The following is a 25371-nucleotide window of genomic DNA, read 5'->3' on the forward strand; positions in this document are numbered from 1 at the left end:
GTGAATCAAGACGACCCATTCGGTAATTACATCGATGACGACAAAACCATCCTCAGGCCTACGCCGGGCGGAAGAAAGCCCAAGCCTCAGGAACCGATGCCGGCGCATGTGCCCGATAATACGCCAATGCCTCTTGAAGGCCTACACGAACGAATCGTCTATTCGAAAGATAACCCGTTGACCGCCTGCGCGTTGTCATTGTTGTCTTTAGTCGCGCAATTACGCAATACCGCATCGCATCCGGACATTGCCGGTCTGAGAGATAATGTGATCAACGAAGTCAAGCGATTCGAAGCAAAAGCGCTAGGACGTGGCATCCCGCCCGATCAAGTACAGGCCGCGCGTTATTGTCTTTGTACCTTACTCGACGAAACGGTGCTAAATACGCCTTGGGGCTGTAACAGTATATGGAGCACGCACAGTCTGTTGATTACTTTTCATAAGGAAGCTTGGGGCGGAGAAAAGTTTTTCCAAATTTTGAAAAACATTATGCAGCAGCCCGGCACGCATCTGCATTTGTTGGAATTATTGTATTTTTGCCTTTGTCTCGGCTTCGAAGGGAAATACCGCATTCAGGAACACGGCATGACCCGGCTTGAAGAAGTTCGGGAAAATCTATATCAAATCATACAGCGGCAGCGCGGCGATATTGAAAAGGAACTGTCGATACAATGGCAGGGCATCAAAGACAAACGTAATGTGTTGACCCGCTTGGTGCCGCTATGGGTCATCGGCGCGGTGGTCGGTATGGTTCTAATGCTGGCCTATCTCGGCTATCTCTATTTAATCAATGCCGCGTCCAATCCATTGCTGGCAAAACTTTATGCGATCAAGGACGGTCTTGAGCCGCTACAAGTCGCAGTCGCCGAACCGTTGCCCGAAACGCCTAAACCGCCCGATGCGCCCCCTGCTTATTCATTGTATGACGATATCAGCGGTTTTCTTGCGCCGGAAATTGCGCGCGGCGAGGTCGTGTTGGATCGCAAGAACGACAAAATCGTGTTACGCATCATGGGCAAGGGGTTCTTTGCTTCCGGTAGGGACTCGGTAACCGCGAAATATTATCCTTTAATGAATAGAATCGGCGAAGCGCTCACCAACGTCACCGGCAGTATTCTAGTTGTCGGTCATACCGACAGCGATCCGATTTTTTCGGCGAGATTTCCATCCAATTGGGATTTATCGAGAGCCCGCGCACAGTCTGTTGCCGATATGCTCAGCAGCAAGCCGGGAGTCACTGCGACCATTACATCCGAAGGGCGAGCCGAAACGCAGCCGCTGGTGCCGAATGACAGCGCCGAACATAAAGCGATGAACCGCCGTGTCGAAATCATTTTTTCAGGATTAAAAGGACAAACGTGAAAAAAATCATCGGTTTCTTCAAAAATAAATGGGTCATTCAACTGATCGGCATTATTGCCGTCAGCCTGTTGATTTGGTATTTCGGTCCACTCATCGCGGTAGCAGGCCGTGCCCCCCTTGAATCCGAAGTTTCCAGGCTAATTACGATTTTAGTGATCGTCTTGCTATGGGGATTGAATAATCTTCGTATTCAGGTCAAAGCCAATCGCGCCAATACGAAAATGGTCAATGAACTGGTCGGGGGCGAGGGAGCGCAAGGAACGACCGGGCCTAGTCAAGTCGAGCAAGACAGCGAAGAGGAAATCGGCGAACTCGGCAAGCATTTCGACGATGCGCTACGCACGCTAAAACAAATCAAAACCCAGTCGGGCCAAGGTCGTCAGTATCTCTATGAATTACCTTGGTATATCATCATCGGGCCGCCGGGTTCCGGAAAAACCACCGCATTGATCAACTCGGGACTGGAGTTTCCGCTGGCCGACAAATTCGGAAAAAACGCGGTCAAAGGCGTCGGCGGGACCCGCAATTGCGATTGGTGGTTCACCGATCAAGCGGTGCTGTTGGATACCGCCGGGCGCTATACGACGCAAGACAGCCATGAAGCGGTCGATAAGGCGGCATGGCTCGGTTTTTTGAATTTGCTGAAAAAACATCGTCCGCGCCGACCGGTCAACGGCGTGCTGATCACGATGAGCCTGTCCGATTTGATCAAGCAGACTGAGGAAGAGCGAATTCAACATGCACAAGCAATTCGGCAGCGTATTCAGGAGCTGCACGAACATTTCGGCATTCGCTTTCCGATCTATATGCTGTTTACCAAATGCGATCTGGTTGCAGGTTTCAACGACTTCTTTGCCGATCTAGGCAAAGAAGAAAGAGCCCAAGTTTGGGGTGTTACTTTTCCTGAAGAAGATCAAGATCACCCTATCGATGCTGTTGGTCGGGTCGGCGATGACTTTGATGGACTGTTGGATCGTTTGAATGCGCGTTTGCCCAAAAGGCTTCAAGAAGAGCGCGATTTGCAGCGCCGTCATTCGATTTTCGGTTTTCCTCAACGCATGGCCTTGCTGAAAGAGAGTTTGTTGGAATTTCTCAAAGAGTGTTACGGCGCGAACCGATATCAACAAGCCCCTTATCTTAGAGGCGTTTATTTTACCAGCGGAACGCAAGAAGGCACGCCGATCGACCGTCTGATGGGGATTTTGGCGAGCACTTTCAAACTTGATCGTTTTTCGGTGCCGATGTTTAGCGGCAAGGGAAAGAGTTTTTTCATTACCCGTTTGCTGAAGGAGGTCATTTTCGACGAAGCCCTGATCGTCGGTTTGAACAAGCGCGTAGAGCGTCGTTATGCCTTGTTGCGTCAGATTGCATACGGTTCGGCGCTGGCTGTGACATTGTTGATGGCGGCCTTATGGACTTTCAGTTTTACTCGAAATCAATCGGCGTTGAACGAGTTAGGCGAAAAGATTCAGCAATACGAACAAACTGCTGCGAATTATCCGAACCGATCGGATTTTGCCGACTTATTGAAACGCATGAATGCGATGCAAGACATTCAACAAGTGTATGGCGACGAAAAACCCTTGTCGATGCGTTTCGGCTTGTTTCAAGGCAACAAAGTGCAACCGGTCATTAACGATACCTATGACCAAGTTTTATTGAAGCAATTTTTACCATTGATCAAGACAAGGCTAGAACAACGTATCCGAGGCGAAGAGGCGAATAACCCCGAAATTCTCTATGAACTCTTAAAAGTCTATTTGATGTTCGGCGAGCCCAAACGGCTCGAGCCCGGGTTGGTGCGGCCTTGGGTTGCTATCGATTGGAAAAAAAATTATGCCGACGATGTTCAAGTCGGCTTGCTCGGTCATCTCGATAATTTGCTCGAGCTAAAAATAGAGCCCCAGCCGCTCGACCAACGTTTAGTCGCCGCAACGCGGCAAGTGTTAAACCGCATTCCTGTTGCGCAGCAAGTCTATATGCGCATCAAGAGCGAGGCGATGCAGGATGGCAGCCGCGATCTCCATTTGTCGGATGCGCTAGGGCCGAATGCGTCTCGGGTTTTTACGGTCGCGTCCGGAAAACTCGAACAGCAAACCATCCCTTATTTGTTCACGCACGACGGTTTTTATCAAGTATTTCTAAAACAAAACCAAGCTTTGGCGAAAGAGACGGTCGAGGATAATTGGGTGTTGGGCGATGTCGGTAGAGCCCGCGCGCCCGATCCCGAACGCTTGCAGCAAGACGTTCAGACCTATTACGACAAGGATTTCATCCAGTATTGGAGCAATATGCTGGGCAATCTAAAAATCCGAAGCGTCGGCAATATTCAACAGTCGATCGAATTACTCGAATTCGCTTCAGCGCCCAACTCGCCGATTCGGCTTTTATTGGAGACCATCGACAAGGAAACTTCCTTGACACGTAAACCTCCGAGTCCTTTGGATGCTTTGGCGGCAGTCAAGGAAGACGCGGAAAAGACGGTCGATTCTCGAACGCAAAAACTGTTGCAAGCCGCACAAGCCGAAGGTGTCGTGCAAGCGCCGACCGATCCGCCGGGCACCGTCGTCGAGCGCCATTTTCAACCGCTAGCCTCATTAGTCAGAAGCGTTGGCGGCGCCGGTGCGCCATTCGACCAGACCATCAATCTGCTTGGTCAGTTGTACGGCTTCATGATCGATTTGGGCAGTACTTCAGATAGCGGCGGTGCGGCGATAAGGATCGCCGCACAGCGTAGCGAAGGGGGCGGCGGAGGCGATGTCATGTCGCGCATGAAAATGGAATCGGCGCGTTTGCCCGAACCGTTAAAAAGCATGACCGAGAAGCTTTCCAGCGGCAATTTGAATCTGATCATGGGGTCGAGCAAGGCGCAGCTCAATAAGCTTTGGCAGAGCGAGGTGATGCCGCTCTATAAATCGGGGCTCGAAGGACGTTATCCATTGTCCAGTCGTGCCAGTCGAGAGATTACATTACAAGATTTTAGCCGGTTTTTTGCACCGAACGGTATCCTGGATCAGTTTTTCAATGCCAATCTCAAACCCTTTGTCGATACCAGCGGCCGAACCTGGCGATTGATCACTCAAAATAATCAATCGATCGGTATTTCGCGATCGGTGCTGATGCAGTTTCAGTACGCGGCAAAAATCCGTGAAGTATTTTTTCAAGGAGGCAGTCAATTACCCTCGGTTCGATTCAATCTTAGACCGGTATCGCTTGATGCCAAAGCTTCACGGTTTTGGCTGAATTTAGAAGGTCAGCAATTGGATTACCGGCATGGTCCGGCGCGAAGTACTCAACTGCAGTGGCCTGGAACGGACGGAAGCGGTTCTGTGCGTTACGGTTTCGATACCTTAGACGGCCGTCAAGTCAGCCGTTCCGAGGAGGGCGCTTGGGCATGGTTTAAGCTGCTTGATAAAGCCCGAATTCAAATTACCGCGCAAGACAGGTTCATGCTGACATTTGCAATCGACAACTTGGAAGCGCGTTATGAATTGAGCGCGACCAGCGTCGATAATCCTTTTGCGCTCAAAGAACTGCAAAATTTTCAATTTCCAACGAGCTTGTAATGACTTTGCCTCATTCGGAACCCGGGTTTTACGGCAAACTGCCGATATTGGGCGACTTTGTCACCCGACGTTTGCCGCGCGACTTTCTGAATCCTTGGGATAGTTGGCTGCAAAGCTCGATTGCCGCCAGCAAGGAAGAGTTGGGGGATGCTTGGCTAAATAGTTATTTAAGTAGTCCGATTTGGCGTTTTGCGTTAAGTCCCGGGGTTTGCGGCAAAAATGCCTGGGCCGGAATATTAATGCCCAGCGTCGATAAGGTCGGACGTTATTTTCCGTTGACGGTTGCGGCGAGTATCGACAGCGGCAATTGCTTGGCTTATTTGATATCTTCAGCCGAACAGTGGTTTGAGCATCTCGAAGAAGCCGCATTGAGCGGTCTGGAAGACGGACTCGATCCAGAAGTATTCGATCGATTGATCAAAAATATTCCCGCCGCTCCGTTATCGGCTTCCGAGGTTTCAAGCAACGTTCTGGATATGCGCAAAAATGCCGGAAAAAATGCATTTTATCTGTCGATGGCTCGTCCTGAATCGATTGCCGATGCCTTTGTCGGATTGAGTGCATCCTTAATGAACCGCTTTGTTTCCGGCTTTACGCTTTGGTCTACCAGCGGCTCCGAGGATCAAACTCCGGCATTGTTGGCTTGCGAAGGTTTACCACCGATCGCTGCCTTCTCCGGATTTCTAAATGGACTTATTACGGAAAGAGGGTGGGATATTGAAAAAGGTACGGTTCCGGAAAACCTCGATAAATTACGCCAACCCGCCAATACGCCTGAGATTTTCGTCGACAATACTCATAATATTGAAAATGAGCATAATACCGTACCGCTCTATATGACGACTGAAACCTTGCCGGTTCAGCGTGAAGTGCGCTGGCAATCTTGGGCTCTCACCGATACCGGCAAACGCCGTAAATTCAATGAAGATTCGATACTCGACAGGCCTGAAGCAGGTCTTTGGGCGGTTGCCGACGGAATGGGCGGACATCAGGCGGGAGATGTGGCTAGCCAACTGATTGTCGATAGATTGAATAAGGTATCGCCGTGTTCTGATTTAGAAGAATATTGCAAAGATGTTTCCGCCTGTATCGTTAATGTCAACAAGGAATTACGGGAGCTTTCCAGTAACAGCTATAACGATTCGATTGTTGGCAGCACCGTCCTGGTCTTGATCGGTAATTCAAATCGTTGCGCTTTTTTATGGGCGGGAGACAGTCGCTTATATCGGCTAAGGGATAATAAATTGGAGCAACTGACCCGTGATCATTGCGCTGAAAATGAGATTGCCCCGGAACAATCCGTTTCTTCGGCAGGTTGGGCGGTCAAACAATCGAATGTTATCACTCGTGCCGTCGGAGCCGATGACGAATTGGAGCTGGATTGCGGCTACTCCGACGTGCGTCTCGGGGATTTGTTTTTGTTAAGTAGCGACGGTTTGGATAAAGAGCTAAGCTTTAATGAAATTGAGTCTATACTGGTCAATCAAAGTTTGAAGACGAGTGCTAAGGCATTGCTCGACCTCGCTCTTAATAGAGGCGCTAGAGACAATGTCAGTGTAATTGTCGTCAGTACCAACGGCAATTCGGTTGAAAAATAAGATTTGAATACAATTGTCGTTTAAGGAGTGAGTGCATTGAGTATCGATATCGAAAAATATTTACAGGACATCGATCCTGATAATGTTTGCGGCGACGATCTGGAATATGATCCCGCTTTTATTGCGTTGGAGCAGGACATAATCGGCAAGCCGGAACAGCAAATCGGCGACACCATACAAGAAGCCGAACCGCCGGACTGGAAGGAAATTAAAAAATCCGCTGAATCCTTGTTGGAACGGACACGCGATTTAAGAGTTCTGGTTTATTACTTGCGCTCCTTGATTGCACTTGAAGGACTTACCGGTCTTAGCGAAGGGTTAAAGTTAATAGACGCATTGGTCGCAAAGCACTGGGACGTTGTATATCCTCGGCTCGATCCCGATGACGACAACGACCCTACTGAACGCGTCAATATTTTGATGGCTTTATGCGATCATGAAACGATGTTGCGTCCTTTGCAGCTTGTCGCTTTAGTCGAGTCGAAAGCATTAGGCCGTTTTTGTTTTCGCGATGTCATGATTGCCACCGAGAAAATGACGGTTTCCGAAGATGATAATGCCCCGAAACTAGGGACTATCGAAGCCGCTGTTCAGGATAGCGATATTGCTGCATTACAAAGTAATTTGGCATCGATCGTGGCAAGCGCTGAAAGCCTGAATAATTTGGAAAACTTCGTTACTCAGCAAGTAGGCATCAACAATGCTCCTAACTTCGAGGCGCTTAGGCACTTATTGAAGGAGTTTGAGCATTTGTTATCGGGCTGGCTGGAGTCTCGCGGGGTCGACGACATCGACGCGCCACAAGTCGATCCCGAAAGCCTGGACGAGATAACAAGCAAACCGCAAGCCACGAAAAAATCGATCTCAGGCGCTATAAACAACAGTCAAGACGTCATCAATGCGCTCAAGTTGATTTGCGACTATTACAAAAAAAACGAACCATCGAGTCCTGTGCCCTTGCTTCTTGAGCGGGCGCAGCGGCTAGTCGGAAAAAGTTTCATGGACGCTCTCATGGATATTGCGCCGGACGGCATCAGCCAAGCCAGTATCATCATGGGAGCTAAGAGTGAAGATGAATAAATTAAGTTCGGAATTTCTGTTATAAATTTCTATCGAGGAGGTGTTACATGGCTGAAAGCAGTCAAAAGTTTATCGCGCGTAATCGCGCGCCGCGAGTACAAATCGAATACGATGTCGAACTTTATGGTGCGGAGAAAAAAGTTCAACTGCCTTTCGTAATGGGGGTACTCGCTGATTTGTCGGGAAAACCCGCCGATCCATTGGCGCCTGTCGCAGATCGTAAAATGCTCGAAATCGATGTGGACAACTTCAATGATCGACTGAAGGCAATGAAACCTCGGGCCGCATTTACGGTGCCCAACACATTGACAGGCGAAGGCAATTTGAATGTCGATCTTACTTTCGAAAACATGGATGATTTTTCGCCGGCGGCTGTGGCAAGAAAAGTAGACGGACTGAATAAATTGCTGGAAGCGAGAACGCAATTGGCCAATTTGGTCACCTATATGGATGGAAAAGGCGGCGCCGAAGAGTTGATAGCGAAGGTCATCAATGATCCGGCTTTATTGCAGTCGCTGACCGCAGCGCCGAAGCCGGCCGATCCAGCTGAAGCAAAAACCGAGGAAGGAGGAGAGTAAACCATGGCTGAAGCAGAACAGGCAACAGAAGCAGAAGTAACGACCGGAGAGGTCGCTGAAGGCAGCGATTTTTCGGCATTATTGACCAAGGAATTCAAACCGAAATCCGAACGAGCGAAAGAAGAAGTTGAAAACGCGGTTCAAACGCTTGCCGAATTTGTTTTAAAGGATACTTCGCTGGTATCCGATGACGCGATAGCTTCAATCGAGTCTATCATTGCGCAAATCGATAGTAAATTGACCGAACAAATCAACAAAGTACTGCATCATGAAGACTTTAAAAAACTAGAAGGTACTTGGCGAGGACTGCATTATCTGGTCAACAATACTGAAACCGACGAGATGCTTAAAATTCGGGTCATGAACATCTCAAAGAATGAGTTAGGTAAGACGCTCAAGAAGTTTAAAGGGACGGCTTGGGATCAGAGCCCCATGTTCAAAAAATTGTATGAAGAAGAATATGGTCAATTCGGCGGCGAACCCTTTGGTTGTTTAATGGGGGACTATTATTTCGATCATTCACCGCCCGACGTCGAATTATTGAATCAAATTGCGAAAATTTCCGCCGCATCGCATGCGCCGTTTATTACCGGACTGTCGCCTACTACATTGCAAATGGACTCATGGGGTGAATTAGCTAACCCTAGAGATTTGACCAAAATCTTTTCCACCCCCGAGTATGCGGCTTGGCGATCGTTACGAGATTCCGACGATTCCAAATATTTGGGAATGGCGATGCCGAGATTTTTGTCCCGTCTGCCTTATGGTGCAAAAACCGACCCTGTCGAGGAATTCGATTTCGAAGAAGATACCGAAGCGGCCAACAGCGCCAATTATACTTGGTCTAACGCGGCCTATGCGATGGCGACCAACATTAACCGCTCATTTAAACTTTATGGCTGGTGCTCAAGAATTCGCGGCATTGAATCCGGCGGTGCGGTTGAAGGTTTACCGGTCCATACCTTTCCGACCGATGACGGCGGCGTCGATATGAAATGTCCGACTGAGATCGCGATCAGCGACCGCCGCGAAGCGGAATTGGCTAAATCAGGGTTCATGCCATTGATTCACAAGAAAAACTCGGATTTCGCCGCATTTATCGGTGCGCAGTCTCTACATAAACCAGCTGAATACGACGACCCCGATGCAACGGCAAATGCCAATCTAGCTGCAAGACTACCGTATTTGTTCGCAACTTGCCGATTCGCGCATTATTTGAAATGTATCGTCAGGGATAAAATAGGGTCGTTCAAAGAGCGTGACGATATGGAAAGATGGCTTAATAGCTGGATTAGTAATTATGTTTTGACTAATCCGGCATTGGCAACGGAAGAGGACAAAGCCATTCGTCCTTTGTCCGCCGCCGAGGTGGTCGTTGAAGAAGTAGAAGGTAATCCGGGGTACTATGCGTCCAAATTTTATTTGAGACCGCATTATCAGTTGGAGGGCTTGACTGTTTCCTTACGACTAACTTCCAAATTGCCTTCACAAAAAGGCGGTTGATGATTGTAAATGGATTTAAGCGATAGATAAAATCTCTTGGAAAATGGTTAAATCCTTTTGAGATTATTCATCAGCAGTGTGTAATTTTATTTATTTCTGTAAATTATGAGGATAAACAATGATTTTATTAAAATTTGAACCCGAATTAAAAGGCGATTCCAAAGTCGATAAGCATGATGGTTGGATAACCATCGACTCAGTACAATGGGGGGCCGGGCGCGCCGTCAGCTCTAGCGGAACCGGCGCCGACCGTGATACCAGTAACCCATCCTTTTCCGAAGTCACATGCACAAAAAGTATGGATATTGCCTCTGCTCAGTTAATGCAGGAAGCGGCATGCGGTAAAACATTGGATAAAGCGACTTTTCATTTTATTCAAACAGGCGGAAAAGATGCTTCCGGACAAGAGTTTGTGGAAATTATTTTAGAAAAACCGCTGATCACTAGCTATAGCATGAGCAGCGGAGGTGAAAGGCCGAGTGAATCCTTTTCCATCAACTATGTGGGTATCACATTACAATATAACCAATTCGAAGAAGGCGGCACTGTTAAAAAAGGCGAAGCTAAAGGTTATGATTTAAAAACCAATAAAACCAAAAATAAAATCTGATGACTCCCTGTTTTAGCTGAATAGTGGTTGTAGTGTTTTTTGAAAGTTCAGCTAGGCGAATGAAATAAAGGAGCTACTCATCCTTCCGAATGGGCGGTTTATGCCGCCCACTTTTTATTTATGGAATGACTCTAGCCGAGGACCGATAAATGTTGAACAGTGAACAAGCATTGAAAGACGGCAATCTTGAACAAGCATTGGCCGACATTCAACAGGCCGTCAGAAAAGATCCTGCCAATGTCAAAAATAGAATTTTTCTCTTTCAGTTATTATCGGTTTTAGGTCAATGGGAAAGAGCGTTGACCCAACTCAATGTCTTGGCTGAAATGGATGCGGCAACTCTGGCGATGGTACAAACCTATCGTGAGGCGCTTCGTTGCGAAATATTGCGTAAAGAAGTTTTCTTGGGCTTGAAAACACCATTGATTTTTGGGGAGCCTCAACAATGGATGGCCTTGTTGTTACAGGCCCTTAATCTCACTGCGCAAGAAAAATACCAGGAAGCTCAAAACCTACGCAATCAAGCCTTCGACGGTGCTCCAGTTACGGCCGGTTCGATTGATGGCGAGCGTTTTGACTGGTTGGCGGATGCCGATGTCCGGCTCGGCCCCATGCTTGAAACAATCATAAATGGACAATATTATTGGGTTCCTTTTCAACATATCACCACTATCCAAATAGAATTGCCGGAAGACCTGCGCGATTTAGTTTGGATGCCTGTGCATTTTGCTTGGCAAAATGGCGGCGAAGCGGTCGGGTTTATTCCGACACGCTATGTCAACTCCGAAAGTAATCGGGATGCCGCTATTCGACTGGCGCGCAAGACCGAATGGCAAGAGTCGTATGAAGGGCTATTCATCGGTCTGGGACAGCGTTTGTTAAGCACTAATCACAATGATTATGCCTTAATGGATGTCCGTGAAATTAGTTTTGATGGCACTGATAACACATAAGTCATGGCCGAACTAACCCAAAAAGAACGCCTCCAACCTTCGTTACTCGATCGATTGACGGATGATGAGCCGAACAATCGAGTTGAATCCAGAGATAAACGAGTGTTATCGATGCAGAAATTGAGGCAGTCTGTACTGCGTGATGTTTCCTGGCTATTGAATGCCGATTCGTTCGAGTCCGTTGCCGATTTAACGGATTATCCGGAAGTCGCTCAGTCGGTGATCAATTTCGGCGTACAAAATCTGGCGGGTAGTTCCGTGGTCGGCGCGGATTTAACCAACATAGAAAGAAAACTTAAACAAGCCATTACCGTCTTTGAACCGCGAATTCTACCCAATAGCTTATCGGTCAAAGTATTGTCGGCGGATGTCATGAATCATCAAGCTATCAGCTTCGACATCGAGGCCAATCTTTGGGCGCAGCCCCTTCCGATACATCTTTATTTACGAACTGAAATCGATGTATTGACCGGCGATGTTAATCTACGCGACATGGGCGGTTAAGGCATGGATCCGAAATTATTGCGTTATTACAACACGGAACTGCACCATTTGAGGGAAATGGGCGGCGAATTTGCCGTCGAGTTTCCTAAGATTGCAGCGCGCTTGGGCATGGATAGCTTTGAATGCGCCGATCCTTATGTCGAACGATTATTGGAAGGATTCGCCTTTTTGGCGGCACGCGTCCAATTGAAGCTCGATGCCGAGTTTCCGCGATTTACCCAGCATTTGCTGGAAATGATATATCCGAATTATCTCGAGCCGACTCCGTCTATGGCCGTCGTGCAATTTCAACCCGATTTAACGGAAGGTTCGTTAAGTGAAGGTTTTACGATAGAAAGAGCAACCGCGCTACGAAGCCAGACGTCAAAAGGCGAACAAACCCCCTGCGAATATCGCACCGCGCACGAAATCAAACTTTGGCCTTTACAAATTCAAGAGGCGGAATATCTGCCGAATCTTGGTGCCGTGGCGAACCTCTGCTCACATAATCTTAGCGGTGTAAAAGCTGCGATTCGCATCCGGCTGAAAACCACGGCAGGTTTGAAATTCAATGAGTTAAAACTGGATTCCTTACCCGTTTTTTTACGCGGGCATGGAGAATTGCCGATGCACTTGTATGAACAATTGATTGGTGATTCGTTAGCCGTTTGCATGCAGCCGACCGAAAAACCTTATCGATGGCAACATTTAGTCAAAGATAATGCGATATCCCGGATCGGTTTTTCCGATGAAGAAGCCTTGCTCAATTATTCGCCTCGTTCTTTCCAGGGTTACCGTCTTTTGCAAGAATATTTTGCCTTTCCAGAACGCTTTATGTTTTCGGAATTCACAGGTTTCGCTCAAGCTTTGAATCAGTGCGATGCTGAAGAGATGGATTTAATCGTTCTGCTAAAACGAAGCCACGCAAAACTGATTAATGCTGTCGACAAATCTCAATTTGCGTTGTTTTGTACTCCGGCGATCAATCTGTTTCCCAGGCATGCCGATCCTATCTATATCGATCAGAAGTCATCCGAATTTCATATTATTCCGGATCGCTCTAGACCGATGGACTTTGAAATTTGCCAAGTCAAGGAAGTCATTGGCATTGGGAGCGGGGGCGTCGATGAAAAAAAGGAATTTCAGCCTTTTTATCGATACAGCGACGAACGAAGCCATGACGTCCGGCCTGCTTATTATTCGTTACATCGTCAACAACGGAAGGCTTCGTCGAAACAAAAACGTCAAGGGCCGCGATCGAGTTATATCGGCAATGAGACTTTTATTACGCTGGTCGACGGACAATCGGCGCCTTACGGTAAAGACCTTAAACAGCTATCGATCAAGGCGCTTTGCAGTAATCGCGATTTACCGTTGCTGATGCCGTTGGGTGGCGGAAAAACCGACTTCACGATGCAGAAGGGCGCACCGGTCGAAAGCATCCGTTGCCTTTCAGGTCCCACGAAACCTCGGGCATCGACCGCCTATGGCAATGTCAATTGGAGTTTAATCAATCATTTGTCGATGAACTATTTAAGTTTAATCGACCGTAATGACAAAGAAGGTGCCGTCGCTCTGAGGAGTTTATTGAAGTTATATAGCGAATACAATGTTGCCGCTATTACTAATCAAATCGAGGGATTGTTGTCGATCCATGCGAAAAATATCGTTAGGCGGATCAATACGGCTGGCCCCATCGTTTTTGGGCGCGGCTTAGAAATAACCTTAAATTTCGAAGAGTCCGCTTTTGAAGGCAGCGGGGTCTTCTTGATGGGGGCAGTGCTGGAAAATTTTTTAGCCCGCTATGTTTCAATTAACTCGTTTACCGAAACCGTGGTCAAGTCCCCGGATCGTGGAGAAATCATCAGATGGCCGGCGAGAATAGGTCGAAGAAAAACGATTTAATCGAAGGTTTACTCGAACAGCCGCATCAATACGATTTTTTTCATGCCTTACGGTTGATTGAATGTAGCTATGACGACAAACCTTTGATAGGACAATCCGGTCGGCCCGTAGACGACGCAGTAAGATTTTGTCAAGAAATCTCTATGGCTTTTGAATCGTCGACATTGAGTCAATTTATTGCAGCTCAAGAAGGAAAGCCGGCCCGATTGTCACAGCGTTTTTTAGGTCTGTTCGGACCCAACGGTCCGATGCCATTGCATCTGACTGAATATGTGCGAAGCCGGGAACATAATTTTCATGATCATACTCTGGCCCGATTTGGCGATATTTTTCATCATCGCATGGTTGCGTTGTTCTATCGCGCCAAAGCGGATGCCGAACCTGCCTTCAGTTTCGACCGGCCCGACGAAGACCGGTTTGGCGATTATTTAGGAGCGTTAGCGGGGATCGGCGATGAGGTATTTCAAGATCGCGATGCGATGCCGGATCTGGCCAAGTTTCATTACATAGGCCATTTAGCGAACCAGGCTAACAATGCTGACGGGCTGATTGCTATCCTAGCCGATTTCTATAAATTACCGGTGAGACTCAATGAGTTCATCGGCGAATGGTTACAGATAGAAACCGAGGATTTGACCCGATTAGGTGAATCGACCAAAACCGGTAGATTAGGCGAGTCGGTCGTATTGGGCTCCAGAGTTTGGAGTTGTCAGCATAAATTCCGGGTTCTGTTCGGGCCTTTGACCCTAACAGAATATGTCAGCTTGCTGCCTACCGGTAAACGGTTGGAAAAATTGATTGCGATCGTACGAAACTACAGTGGCTTTGAGTTCGATTGGGATGTCAATCTAATCTTGAAATCTGACGAGGTACCGATGAGTCAATTGGACGGCGGCACACGACTGGGCTGGACAAGCTGGCTCGGTGAGCGACACAGCACCGAAGATGCGAATGATCTATTGCTCAATCCGATACGATGATGAGTTGATCTAAATTTTTGAGTAGTGGGCAGTACGTAATGAACGGAAATAGCGTTTTAAGTGTTGGCGGAAAAGCCTATTGATGAGTGATGCCGAAGTTTGAGCGCAGATATAAGATGCGGGTCAATTTGACAATTATTTTAGGAGTGAGTTATGGGTGATATCAGCCGTGTCGCATTATTCGGTAAGCTGAATAAAGTGTGCTACAAATCAATAGAGGGCGCTACCGTGTTTTGTAAAATGCGTGGCAACCCTTACGTGGAACTGACGCATTGGTTGCATCAGATTCTTCAGTTGCAAGACTCGGATCTCCATAAAATCATTCGTCAGTTTAATCTCGACCCGTCCAAATTGGCGCGCGACTTTACCGAATCGTTGGATCGGCTCCCAAGAGGCTCTACATCGATTTCCGATTTATCGTCGCATGTCGAAGAAGCTGTCGAGAGAGGATGGGTATACGGTACCCTAATGTTCGGCGAATCGCAGGTACGTTCGGGACATTTGGTTGTCGGTATTCTTAAAACGAAGGGGTTGAATCATGCCTTGCTTGAAATTTCCAACGAATTCGGGAAAGTCAAGCCGGATACCTTAACCGAACGTTTCGCGGAGATTGTCAGCGGCTCGCCTGAAGAAGGACTGCATTCAAGCGACGGTTTTCAAGTCGGGGGCGGGGCTGTTCCGGGCGAAGCCAGCGGCGCGATGTCACCGGCACAGATGGGTAAACAAGAAGCCTTGAAACAATTCACCGTCGATTTAACCGAACAGGCACGCCAAGGCAAGATGGACCCGATCGTCGGGCGCGATGAAGAAATCCGTCAGGTCATCGATATTCTAATGCGTCGCCGTCAAAATAACCCGATATTGACTGGCGAGGCCGGCGTCGGCAAAACTGCCGTCGTTGAAGGCTTCGCGCAGAAGATCGTCGCCGGGGACGTGCCGCCGTCCTTGCTGGACGTCACGTTGCGTACGCTTGATGTCGGTTTGCTGCAGGCAGGCGCCAGCATGAAAGGCGAATTCGAGAACCGCTTACGTCAAGTGATCGAGGAAGTGCAATCGTCCGAAAAACCTATCATTTTGTTCATCGACGAAGCGCATACCTTGGTCGGCGCCGGAGGCACAGCCGGCACCGGCGATGCAGCGAACCTTTTAAAACCGGCTCTGGCTCGAGGTACGCTCAGAACCGTCGCGGCTACGACTTGGGCCGAATATAAGAAACATATCGAAAAAGATCCGGCATTGACGCGACGTTTTCAAGTCGTGCAAGTACTGGAGCCGAATGAGGAAAAAGCGATACTGATGATGCGAGGTGTCGCATCGGTCATGGAAAAACACCATCAGGTTCAAATACTCGATGAGGCTCTGGAAGCTGCGGTAAAGCTGTCTCACCGATATATTCCCGCCAGGCAGTTGCCCGATAAATCGGTCAGTTTGCTCGATACTGCATCGGCACGCGTAGCAATCAGCCAGCATGCCGTTCCTGCCGCAGTCGATGATTGCCGAAAACGGATTAACGGATTGGATACCGAATTGGCGATCATCGGCAGAGAAAAGTCGGTTGGCGTCGATATCAAAGACCGCGAAACGATTGTTCTGGAAAAACTAAAAGCCGAAAAAGATCGCTTGGCATTGCTAGAAGAGCGCTGGAATAACGAACGGGAACTCGTAAAAAACATTTTAGATATTCGTCAAAAACTGCGTGAGCAGGGCGGTAAAGTAGAGGGGACCGACAGCAAACTCGAAAAAGCGGTTGAAGAAGTTGCGGAAGTCGAGTCCGACTCGGCAACACGCGATAGTCTGCTTGAAGATTTAAAAAACTTGTTATCTCAATTGCATGATTTGCAAGGCGAATCGCCGTTGATTTTACCGAGCGTTGACGCTCAAGCCGTGGCTTCCGTCGTCGGCGATTGGACCGGAATTCCTGTCGGGCGTATGGTCAAGAATGAAATCGAGACCATTATTCATCTGGCCGATACTATCGAGCAACGAATCATCGGACAACGTCATGCGTTGGATATGATAGCGCGGCGTATTCAAACCTCACGAGCGGGTCTCGATAATCCGAACAAACCGATCGGCGTGTTCATGTTGGCCGGCACGTCGGGAGTCGGCAAGACCGAAACCGCTCTAGCTTTGGCCGAAGCCTTGTACGGTGGCGAGCAGAATGTTATCACAATCAACATGAGCGAATACCAGGAAGCCCATACCGTATCGACGCTGAAAGGTGCGCCTCCGGGTTATGTCGGATACGGCGAAGGCGGGGTGTTGACCGAAGCGGTCCGGCGCAGGCCTTATTCGGTCGTATTGCTCGATGAAGTCGAAAAAGCGCATCCGGACGTTCATGAAATTTTCTTTCAGGTTTTCGATAAAGGCTGGATGGAAGACGGTGAAGGCCGGGTCATCGATTTCAAGAATACGCTGATTCTTTTGACTACCAATGCCGGTACCGAGCTGATCGCCAATCTCTGCAAAGATCCGGATTTGATGCCGGAGCCTGAAGGCATTGCCAAAGCCTTAAGGGAACCGTTGCTAAAAGTCTTTCCGCCGGCATTGTTGGGTCGTCTAGTCGTTATTCCCTATTACCCGTTAAGCGACGAAATGATCGCCGCAATCGCGAAATTGCAGTTAAAACGTATCGAAAAACGTATTGTTGAAAGTCATAAAGTACCGTTTACCTATGATGACGACGTCATCAAGCTAATAGCCGAACGCTGTACCGAAGTCGAGAGTGGCGGCCGCATGATCGACGCGATATTGACCAATACGGTCTTACCCAGTATCAGCTCCGAGTTTTTAACGCGGATGATGGAAGGTAAGACAGTTGAAAGGGTTCATGTCGGTGTGGCGGATGGAGAGTTTGTTTATGAGTTTTGAATCAAACTACTTATTGGGAATGCTCGTTTCTTAAAGTCGTTAATGCAAATAATACACAAGGGTGTATCTTATGTCTTTTTATCTAAATGTACCATTTGTCACACAACTTGGTATTGGCGCAGAGATCGGTAAACATCACGGAAGAGATGATCCAACTGGATGTTGGTATGCCAGTTTGTGCATGGTTGGATTTTATTTTGAAGCAGGCCCTCGGTTAGGTAACCCGGAATTATTTAAACGTCCTCTTGACAAACTTAAACACGGTACAGATGTCGGACATTTTCCTATTGGTGGTGATGCTGAATTAAAAATGATGCAGAATGAAGGATTAGAAGAAGTCCCTGAACCGGCTGATAAAAAATGGAAAAATTGGCAACTTGCGAAAATGCTTAAAGAGTATGGACCTTTAATGATGTCATGGTGGGCTCCGGGGGCTCATGTTTCAGTTGTTATTGGTATAGACTCTGAAGCAAATGAAGTGATTTATCACGACCCAGAAAACGCGCCAAATTCTCGGATGTCGTTGAATAATTTTAACAGCAAGTTAATGTGGGGGAACCGCGCATTGATGCGAAAAAAAGGAAAACCACATCAAGGTTAATAAACTTATCTCACTGGTTTTTGCGGATAAGAACCTATTCTAAAGTTCACCTTAATAGTCGCATTGCCGATTAAGAGAAGTTATTGATGACCGAATTCTTAGGTAGTCGATAAAATTATTATTCATAAAATTGAGGTATTTATGCCAGCTGTAGACCGCTTTCTTTCTGACCCTGTTGAGTTTATGCAAAATAACATCGTTTCCACGCCTGAAGGAGGTGATGTTAATAAAACAGGAGGTAAAAAATTTTTTACTCTGGAAAAACTTAATGGTCTAGCAAGTAGTGTCGAACGTCCAGGGGCGCAGATTGCAACTTATATGGCTCGGCCTGCAGGTAATGGGGGTAATGCTGAAGGCATAATGGAAATATATTGGTGCCCTTACCAGGATGACTCTATTCAGTCTACGACAGTCAGCAATGCCGCAAATATCATGTTTACTGCACCGATGAACGGTTGCAGCTTTGGCGTTGGTTCTCCAGCCGAGGATGGTTCACGCTATGTCGCTCACATTAATATGAAATCGCAAAATAATGCATGGAACAAACAGGACGCTATCTTGAAGGGCAGCAAATTGGGAAGTACGATTGTGAGCCCGCATATGTATATGGGCTCGGATAAAGACCCTGTTCATGTGATCACTTTTGGTGTCCGTAACTCTAAAACTAGGCAATGGAGTTTCTATTACCAGCTTACCAAAATGGGTGTTGGCGCAAGCGGTATTATCAAGACATTGATTGGAGTATTTCCTGTTTGAAATAAGTAAGCGGTGAAACTGACAGAATTTAAATAAGCTAATAAACTTTGATATAGACGAGTCAATAAAACCAATTTTTCAGTCGCCTCTGTTAGGCCACTTTATAACCGGAATTTTATAAATCATGGCACAAAACAATAGATCCGTTACTGCCGATACCCCATTAGGTGATGATCAGCTGGTTTTCTATCGTATGACGGGGACAGAATCCATTGGCAGATTGTTTGAGTTTGAGGTTGAGTTAGTTCGCGATCTGAAACTGGGCAGTGTCAAAGCCGATCAATTATTGGGCAAAGGAATGACAGTCAAGCTGGATCTGCCCAACGGGGGCACGCGGTTTTTTAACGGTGAGATCGTTCAATTCAAGCATATAGGGCTCCGTAGTCGTTTCAGTTGTTACCGTGCAACTTTAAGGCCTTGGTTATGGTATTTAACCTTAAATGCCGATTGCCGAATTTTTCAAGACAAATCGGTTATCGAGGTGATAAAGGCCGTATTGGACAACTATGCTTTTGCCGATGTTCTATATAAATTGGACGGCGAATACAAAACCTTGGAGTATTGCGTTCAGTATAGAGAAAGCGATTTTGATTTCATCAGTCGCTTGATGGAACACGACGGCATCTTTTATTACTTTGAGCATCAAGATGGTAAACATAAACTAGTGATTACCGATTCGAACAAAGCTTTCGAAACTCAAAGCGGTTATCAGTCCATTCCATATTTCCCGGAGGGAAACTTAGCAAACCGCGAGCGGGATCATATTCACGAGTGGTTTCAAGAAAATCAAGTCACGGCAGGTAAATTCGAACTGAACGATTTCGATTTTGAATCGCCGAGTTCCGATTTAACAATCAAAAAACATAACCCGGGGGGGTATTCTCTATCCGGACAGGAAGTCTACGATTTTCCAGGAAAATTCTCGTCAACGACAGTAGATAGCAAGTTGGTCGATAAGCGCTTGGAAGAGCAGCAAAATGCCTATTCCGTTAAGCGAGGCCAGGGAAATGCGTTAAGACTCATTCCGGGCATGAAATTCACACTAACCGATTTTTATTTTGACGAAGAAAACATCGAACATGTCGTTGTGTCCGCATCCTATATTATTCAAGGCGACGATAGCGTTTCTGGCATGGGTGGGGGCGGTGAAATTTTTCAATGCAGTTTCGACGCGATCGATGCGAAGCAAGCTTTTCGTTCGATCAGATTGACACCTAAACCTTTGGTTTCCGGATCGCAGACCGCGATTGTCGTCGGTCCTTCAGGTGAAGAAATTTGGACCGATAAATACGGCCGCGTCAAGGTACAGTTCCATTGGGACAGGGAAGGGCAAGAGGATGAAAACAGCTCTTGTTGGGTCAGGGTTTCTCAGCCGATGGCCGGTAAGAAATGGGGGTGGGTTTCTTTGCCGCGGATCGGTCAAGAAGTTATCGTCAGCTTTTTAGAGGGCGATCCGGACCGACCGTTGATAACCGGGAGAGTTTACAACGACGATCAAATGCCGCCTTATGATTTACCTTCCAATAAAACTCAAAGCGGTATCAAGACTCGCAGTTCAAAAGAAGGTACGGCCGATAACTTCAACGAATTACGTTTCGAGGACAAAAAAGACGAGGAAGAAGTTTACATTCATGCCGAAAAAGACCTTAATTGTGTAATCGAAAATAACGAGACACGCAAGATCGGTTTAGATAAAAAAGACAAGGGCGATCAAACGATCGAGATCCAAAACGATAGAACCGTTACTTTGCACGATGGCAACGATAAGTTGAAAATTGAAACGGGCAATCGTAACATCGAGATCGATCAGGGTAATTATGATTTGAAGGTATCGACCGGCAATCATTCAGTCAAAATCGATTCCGGTAAAAGCACGATTGAAGCGATGCAATCCATCGAGCTCAAAGTGGGTGCCAACAGTATCGAAATCACCCAAGCAGGGATCACGATCAAAGGAACTATGATAAAAGTGGAGGGTAGTGCGATGTCTGAAATAAAGAGCCCAATGACCACGGTCAAAGGAGACGGCATGTTGATTCTGCAGGGCGGTTTGACAAAAATTAACTAGCGTATGGGCAATGACTGAAATAAATTTAATAAAAATAAAACAAGAAAAGGCTGCCGAAATTTCTGGGTTGTTCGAGTTAAGCGAATTAGGTCAATCGTTATTAACTCAAGAAGGCACGCCTGCTGAATTTATTGAAAAATTAATACAAGAAGAATGTTTCACCGACTGTATTAATTTTATCGCTTATGGCTTACCCAAAAGAGAAGCGACGTGGTGGGCTTGCTTGTGTGCTCGTAGTTGTCAAAGTACTCAAACGAATCCAAAGGATGCGAAGGCGGTGGAGTTGGCTGAAGCTTGGGTGTATAAGCCTATTCAAGAAAATGCCAAAGCCGCTTTTACTGCCGCCGAAGCGACAGCTTTTAAAACGGCTGCCGGTTGGGCGGCAACAGCGGCATTTTGGAGCGGCGATAATCTTTCGCCTTTGGATGGCAATATTGTTCCTCCTGCTCCAGACCTTACCGCAAAAGCGGTTGCAGGCGCCATTATGCTGGCTGCTTCCCAAGATGGTGCCGCTCAGGTCAAAAACAGAAAGCAGACATTTATTCGGCAAGGCATTGATATTGCCAATGGTGGCGACGGTCGTAAAGTTGAATCGTAGACAAAGGAAGTCAATGGCCAGTAAAACCATATAAAAAGGGGGAATCGTGTTTCCAGCAGCTAGAGTGACGGACATGCATGTTTGTCCCATGGTTACAGGTGTCGTGCCCCATGTCGGTGGGCCTATTTTGCCGCCTGGAGCCCCAACCGTATTGATAGGCAATTTACCGGCCGCAAAAGTCGGGGATATGGCGACTTGTGTGGGCCCTCCGGATACCATTGTCAAAGGTTCATCCACGGTATTGATTTGTAACATGCCTGCAGCGCGCTTGCTGGATAATACTTCACACGGCGGAGTGATTGTCGGCCCGGGTTGTCCGACCGTTTTAATAGGCGGCTGAAGCTTTATATACCCTATCGCTAAAGGCAAAGCCAATAGTTGGCAAGCGATTTTGGATTACGAATTGGCCGATATCTAGCTTTTTGATACACCACAAAAGTTAGGATACAGAAAATGAAGAATTATTGTTTAAATGTCCCCTTCGTAACACAGCTTGGCATTGGTTCCCATGTCAAAGGAATGACGCCTAGAGACGATCCAACCGGATGCTGGTATGCCAGCGCCTGTATGATAGGCTATTCTTTTGAAGCGGGGCCGCGAATGGGTGTTCCCGAGTTATTTACGCTTCCGCTGTCGAAAGATGATAAGGGCGTCGTTCAATACGGTCATTATGTGATCAATGCAGGATGGATGCCGACTCTTAAATCCAGAGAACAACTGGTCGATGTTACCGAACCTAATGATAAGCAATGGTCGATAGATGCTCTGTCCACCTTGCTGCAGAAATATGGGCCTATTTTTTTCGGTTGGCTGAAGACTCATAACGGTCATACCTATGGTCATGCGTCTGTAATCATTGGCGTTAAAGAGAATAAAGCGATCATTCACGATCCGGAAAACCGCCCATTTTTTGAAATTCCGTTTTCGGATCTGAATAAACAGTTTATCTGGGGAGCCGGGTTTACTTTGCGTAAAGCGGGCGGTGAATATCAGCATATGATTCCAACAAAGTAAACTGTTTGGCAATCCGAAACAACTTTCCAGGTAAGACGCATTATGGCCCAAAACAATCGATCCGTGACAGCCGACACTCCGCTAGGAGACGATCAGCTCATCTTCTACCGGTTGACCGGTAAGGAAGAAATCGGCCGATTGTTCGAGTTTGATGTCGAGATGATTCGCGACCAAAAATTGGGAAATGTTAAAACCGATCGATTGCTCGGCAAGGGTATGACCGTCAATCTCGATCTGCCGAACGGAACGACGCGTCATATCAACGGCGAGATCGTGCAATTCAAACATACCGGGCTGCGCGGACGCTATATCAATTATCTGGCTACGTTGAGGCCTTGGCTATGGTATTTGACGTTGAATGCCGATTGCCGGATATTTCAGGATAAGTCGGTCATCGATGTCATCAAGGAAGTCATGAGCCGATATTCATTCGCCGACGTTCAATACAAACTGGACGGCGACTATCAGCCCTTGGATTATTGCGTGCAGTATCGTGAAAGCGACTTCGATTTCATCAGTCGCCTGATGGAGCACGAAGGTATCTTTTATTTCTTCGAGCATCATAACGGCAAGCACACTGTGGTCATTGCCGATTCGAACAAAGCCTTTCAAACTCGGAGCGGTTATCAGACCATTCCTTATTTGCCGCTCGGCAATAAAGACAGCCGCGAACGCGATCATATTTACGAATGGCTCCAGGAAAATCAGGTAACGATAGGCAAATACGAGCTCAACGATTTCGATTTCGAATCGCCCAGCTCCGATTTGACGATCAAGAAGCACAATCCCGGCGGCTATTCGCATAGCGATCAAGAGATCTATGACTTTCCGGGGAAATTTACCGTTTCATCGGTCGATACGAAGCTGGTCGATAAACGACTGGAAGAGCGGCAAAATGCCTATTCATTGAAACGCGGCCAAAGTAATGCTTCGGCGTTGAGTCCCGGCATGAAGTTTTCGCTCGCGGATTTTTATTTTTCGGAAGAAAACAAGGAACATATTGTCGTGTCGGCTTCTTATGCGATGCAAGGCGACGATCTTGAATCGAGCGTGAGTGGAGCCGGCAAGATATTCGAGTGTAGTTTTGACGCGATCGATGCCACTCAGGCTTTTCGTCCGGAAAGACTGACTCGGAAGCCGATCGTTTCCGGCTCTCAGACTGCGATTGTCGTGGGTCCGTCGGGTGAAGAGATTTGGACCGACAAATACGGCCGCGTCAAGGTGCAGTTCCATTGGGACAGGGAAGGGCAAGACGATGAAAACAGCTCGTGTTGGGTCAGGGTTTCCCATCCGATGGCCGGTAAGAAATGGGGTTGGATATCGTTGCCGCGCATCGGCCAAGAAGTGGTCGTCAGCTTCCTGGAAGGCGATCCGGACCGGCCCCTGATCACCGGACGCGTCTATAACGACGAGCAAATGCCGCCTTATGATTTACCGGCCAACCAAACTCAAAGCGGTATCAAGACGCGCAGCAGCAAGGGCGGAGTCGCCGATAATTTCAACGAAATCCGCTTCGAGGACAAGAAAGGGTCCGAACAGCTTTTCATCCATGCCGAAAAAAATCAGGACATCGAAGTCGAAAACGACGAGACGCACTGGGTAGGCAACGATCGCAGCAAAAAAATCGATCATGACGAAACGACCGTCGTCGGGCACGACCGAACCGAGACGGTCGGTAACAATGAGACGATCACGATCGGCGTCAATCGCACCGAAACGGTCGGTTCTAACGAGTCGATCACGGTTGGCTCGAACCGCACCCGTAACGTCGGCCAGAACGAAGTCGTCAATGTCGGCTTGACCCGTACCCACAATGTCGGCGTCAACGAAATGATCAATGTCGGCGCAGCTCAGGAAGTCACGGTAGGCGCCGCGCAAACCATTACGGTCGGTCTGACTCAGGCCGTGACGGTCGGCAAAGACGTGAATGAAATGGTAGGCAACAATCGCAGTGCCAGCGTCGGCAAGGACAATTCCCTCAGCGTCGGAAAGAATCTGACGATAGACGCCGGCGACCAAGTCGTGATCAAAACCGGCAAGGCCAGCATCACGATGAAAAAAGACGGTACGATCATGATACAGGGCAAGAACATTACGATAAAAGGCAGCGGCGAAATCAATGCGAAGGCCGACAAAAATGTCGTAATCAAGGGTAAAAAAGTCCTGCAAAATTAATATATACTTCGCGCGGCCACATTTGCGGTTTTCTGACGCGCTCTTTTGTCCGATAGCGGCGTTGCGAAAACAGTTACATAGCTTGCTATGCGCCTGTTTTCGCGCCTTGCTCTCGAACAAAATAGCATTGCCATAAAAGCCTCAAACATGACCACGCGAAGTATAATTTTTCGGAGATGCAAGCATGACCGATGTTTTGACTCAGCAATCGAATCGACTGCATAAAGAAGAAATCATGCCGGAAAAGATCGACGGCGTGGTTGTCGGTTTATTGATCGGATTCGACGGTCAAGGCGCGCCGCTAGTCGGTTTTACCGGCAATCCTCAGGCGGAGGCAGTGCCGGCCCGTTCGACCGCGAACCTGACGCGCGAGGATATCGGATGCGAGGTGGCGTTATTGTTCGAAAATGGAGACCCGGCGAGGCCACTGATCATCGGTCGCATGCAGCAGCCGGTTATTTCAACCGAAAAGCCGAATGAACAAACTTTCGATGCAGAAATAGACGGAGAACGGGTAGTCCTGCAAGCCGATCAGGAAATCGTGCTACGCTGCGGCAAGGCCAGCATCACGTTGACCCGCGCCGGTAAAATCATCATCCGAGGCGCTTATATTCTCAATCGCTCGTCCGGCGTCAATCGCATCAAGGGCGGCTCGGTGCAAATCAACTGA

20 protein-coding genes are annotated in these 25371 nt (G+C 47.7%); all 20 read left to right on the forward strand.

What is annotated here, in order from left to right; genetic code table 11:
• On the forward strand, nucleotides 1-1362 hold the full coding sequence (gene icmH, locus ACINK7_RS10135; protein WP_404361233.1) for a type IVB secretion system protein IcmH/DotU: 1362 nt from the start codon (nucleotides 1-3) through the stop codon (nucleotides 1360-1362).
• On the forward strand, nucleotides 1359-4928 hold the full coding sequence (gene tssM, locus ACINK7_RS10140) for a type VI secretion system membrane subunit TssM (RefSeq protein WP_404361234.1): 3570 nt from the start codon (nucleotides 1359-1361) through the stop codon (nucleotides 4926-4928). Before icmH ends, tssM begins: the two co-directional genes overlap by 4 nt.
• Nucleotides 4928-6526 carry a type VI secretion system-associated protein TagF gene (gene tagF / locus ACINK7_RS10145; protein ID WP_404361235.1) on the forward strand — a complete coding sequence of 533 codons (1599 nt, stop codon included), beginning with the start codon at nucleotides 4928-4930 and terminating at the stop codon, nucleotides 6524-6526. The genes tssM and tagF overlap by 1 nt, the downstream gene beginning before the upstream one ends.
• A 27-nt stretch (nucleotides 6527-6553) precedes the next feature.
• Nucleotides 6554-7606 (forward strand): type VI secretion system protein TssA, encoded by a 1053-nt coding sequence (gene tssA / locus ACINK7_RS10150; protein WP_404361236.1) that lies wholly within the window; start codon nucleotides 6554-6556, stop codon nucleotides 7604-7606.
• 47 nt (nucleotides 7607-7653) lie between these two features.
• Nucleotides 7654-8184, forward strand: a complete 531-nt coding sequence (gene tssB, locus ACINK7_RS10155) for a type VI secretion system contractile sheath small subunit (RefSeq protein WP_404361237.1) — start codon at nucleotides 7654-7656, stop codon at nucleotides 8182-8184.
• Between the two features lie 3 nt (nucleotides 8185-8187).
• Nucleotides 8188-9687, forward strand: a complete 1500-nt coding sequence (tssC, locus tag ACINK7_RS10160) for a type VI secretion system contractile sheath large subunit (RefSeq protein ID WP_404361238.1) — start codon at nucleotides 8188-8190, stop codon at nucleotides 9685-9687.
• Between the two features lie 118 nt (nucleotides 9688-9805).
• Nucleotides 9806-10297, forward strand: coding sequence for an Hcp family type VI secretion system effector (locus ACINK7_RS10165; RefSeq protein WP_404361239.1), 492 nt, complete (start codon nucleotides 9806-9808; stop codon nucleotides 10295-10297).
• Nucleotides 10298-10446: 149 nt separating this feature from the next.
• Complete coding sequence (locus ACINK7_RS10170) at nucleotides 10447-11250, forward strand: type VI secretion system accessory protein TagJ (RefSeq protein WP_404361240.1); 804 nt, start codon at nucleotides 10447-10449, stop codon at nucleotides 11248-11250.
• A gap of 3 nt (nucleotides 11251-11253) precedes the next feature.
• Entirely contained in the window at nucleotides 11254-11754 is a 501-nt protein-coding gene (gene tssE, locus ACINK7_RS10175) for a type VI secretion system baseplate subunit TssE (RefSeq protein WP_404361241.1), read from the forward strand.
• Between the two features lie 3 nt (nucleotides 11755-11757).
• A complete protein-coding gene (gene tssF, locus ACINK7_RS10180) occupies nucleotides 11758-13638 on the forward strand; it encodes a type VI secretion system baseplate subunit TssF (protein WP_404361242.1) in 1881 nt (626 codons plus the stop codon).
• Nucleotides 13602-14618: a type VI secretion system baseplate subunit TssG gene (gene tssG / locus ACINK7_RS10185; protein WP_404361243.1), complete on the forward strand. Its 1017-nt coding sequence runs from the start codon at nucleotides 13602-13604 to the stop codon at nucleotides 14616-14618. Before tssF ends, tssG begins: the two co-directional genes overlap by 37 nt.
• 153 nt (nucleotides 14619-14771) lie before the next feature.
• The gene (tssH, locus tag ACINK7_RS10190; RefSeq protein WP_404361244.1) at nucleotides 14772-17489 is read left to right on the forward strand and encodes a type VI secretion system ATPase TssH; all 2718 of its coding nucleotides are present in this window, start codon (nucleotides 14772-14774) and stop codon (nucleotides 17487-17489) included.
• 70 nt (nucleotides 17490-17559) lie between these two features.
• Nucleotides 17560-18090 (forward strand): papain-like cysteine protease family protein, encoded by a 531-nt coding sequence (locus tag ACINK7_RS10195; protein ID WP_014148418.1) that lies wholly within the window; start codon nucleotides 17560-17562, stop codon nucleotides 18088-18090.
• Nucleotides 18091-18231: 141 nt separating this feature from the next.
• Nucleotides 18232-18846: a hypothetical protein gene (locus ACINK7_RS10200; RefSeq protein WP_404361245.1), complete on the forward strand. Its 615-nt coding sequence runs from the start codon at nucleotides 18232-18234 to the stop codon at nucleotides 18844-18846.
• A 124-nt stretch (nucleotides 18847-18970) separates the two neighbouring features.
• Nucleotides 18971-20914, forward strand: coding sequence for a type VI secretion system Vgr family protein (locus ACINK7_RS10205; RefSeq protein ID WP_404361246.1), 1944 nt, complete (start codon nucleotides 18971-18973; stop codon nucleotides 20912-20914).
• Between the two features lie 10 nt (nucleotides 20915-20924).
• Entirely contained in the window at nucleotides 20925-21512 is a 588-nt protein-coding gene (locus tag ACINK7_RS10210; protein ID WP_404361247.1) for a DUF6931 family protein, read from the forward strand.
• A 46-nt stretch (nucleotides 21513-21558) separates the two neighbouring features.
• Nucleotides 21559-21852 (forward strand): PAAR domain-containing protein, encoded by a 294-nt coding sequence (locus ACINK7_RS10215; protein WP_404361248.1) that lies wholly within the window; start codon nucleotides 21559-21561, stop codon nucleotides 21850-21852.
• A 113-nt stretch (nucleotides 21853-21965) separates the two neighbouring features.
• Complete coding sequence (locus ACINK7_RS10220) at nucleotides 21966-22526, forward strand: papain-like cysteine protease family protein (protein ID WP_404361249.1); 561 nt, start codon at nucleotides 21966-21968, stop codon at nucleotides 22524-22526.
• Between the two features lie 42 nt (nucleotides 22527-22568).
• Nucleotides 22569-24701, forward strand: coding sequence for a type VI secretion system Vgr family protein (locus tag ACINK7_RS10225; RefSeq protein ID WP_404361250.1), 2133 nt, complete (start codon nucleotides 22569-22571; stop codon nucleotides 24699-24701).
• 184 nt (nucleotides 24702-24885) lie between these two features.
• Nucleotides 24886-25371 carry a DUF6484 domain-containing protein gene (locus ACINK7_RS10230; RefSeq protein WP_404361251.1) on the forward strand — a complete coding sequence of 162 codons (486 nt, stop codon included), beginning with the start codon at nucleotides 24886-24888 and terminating at the stop codon, nucleotides 25369-25371.

This window comes from Methylotuvimicrobium sp. KM1 (genome assembly GCF_044788715.1).
Lineage (GTDB): Bacteria > Pseudomonadota > Gammaproteobacteria > Methylococcales > Methylomonadaceae > Methylotuvimicrobium.

Excerpts from the sequence above, each read along its gene's own strand:
- ACINK7_RS10195 (WP_014148418.1), top strand. The coding sequence starts at position 17,560 with ATGTCTTTTTATCTAAATGTACCATTTGTCACACAACTTGGTATTGGC.
- ACINK7_RS10200 (WP_404361245.1), top strand. The coding sequence starts at position 18,232 with ATGCCAGCTGTAGACCGCTTTCTTTCTGACCCTGTTGAGTTTATGCAA.
- ACINK7_RS10210 (WP_404361247.1), top strand. The coding sequence starts at position 20,925 with ATGACTGAAATAAATTTAATAAAAATAAAACAAGAAAAGGCTGCCGAA.
- tssF (WP_404361242.1), top strand. The coding sequence starts at position 11,758 with ATGGATCCGAAATTATTGCGTTATTACAACACGGAACTGCACCATTTG.
- ACINK7_RS10225 (WP_404361250.1), top strand. The coding sequence starts at position 22,569 with ATGGCCCAAAACAATCGATCCGTGACAGCCGACACTCCGCTAGGAGAC.
- ACINK7_RS10170 (WP_404361240.1), top strand. The coding sequence starts at position 10,447 with ATGTTGAACAGTGAACAAGCATTGAAAGACGGCAATCTTGAACAAGCA.
- ACINK7_RS10230 (WP_404361251.1), top strand. The coding sequence starts at position 24,886 with ATGACCGATGTTTTGACTCAGCAATCGAATCGACTGCATAAAGAAGAA.
- ACINK7_RS10165 (WP_404361239.1), top strand. The coding sequence starts at position 9,806 with ATGATTTTATTAAAATTTGAACCCGAATTAAAAGGCGATTCCAAAGTC.
- tssC (WP_404361238.1), top strand. The coding sequence starts at position 8,188 with ATGGCTGAAGCAGAACAGGCAACAGAAGCAGAAGTAACGACCGGAGAG.
- tssH (WP_404361244.1), top strand. The coding sequence starts at position 14,772 with ATGGGTGATATCAGCCGTGTCGCATTATTCGGTAAGCTGAATAAAGTG.
- ACINK7_RS10220 (WP_404361249.1), top strand. The coding sequence starts at position 21,966 with ATGAAGAATTATTGTTTAAATGTCCCCTTCGTAACACAGCTTGGCATT.
- tssE (WP_404361241.1), top strand. The coding sequence starts at position 11,254 with ATGGCCGAACTAACCCAAAAAGAACGCCTCCAACCTTCGTTACTCGAT.
- tssG (WP_404361243.1), top strand. The coding sequence starts at position 13,602 with ATGGCCGGCGAGAATAGGTCGAAGAAAAACGATTTAATCGAAGGTTTA.
- tssB (WP_404361237.1), top strand. The coding sequence starts at position 7,654 with ATGGCTGAAAGCAGTCAAAAGTTTATCGCGCGTAATCGCGCGCCGCGA.
- tagF (WP_404361235.1), top strand. The coding sequence starts at position 4,928 with ATGACTTTGCCTCATTCGGAACCCGGGTTTTACGGCAAACTGCCGATA.
- ACINK7_RS10205 (WP_404361246.1), top strand. The coding sequence starts at position 18,971 with ATGGCACAAAACAATAGATCCGTTACTGCCGATACCCCATTAGGTGAT.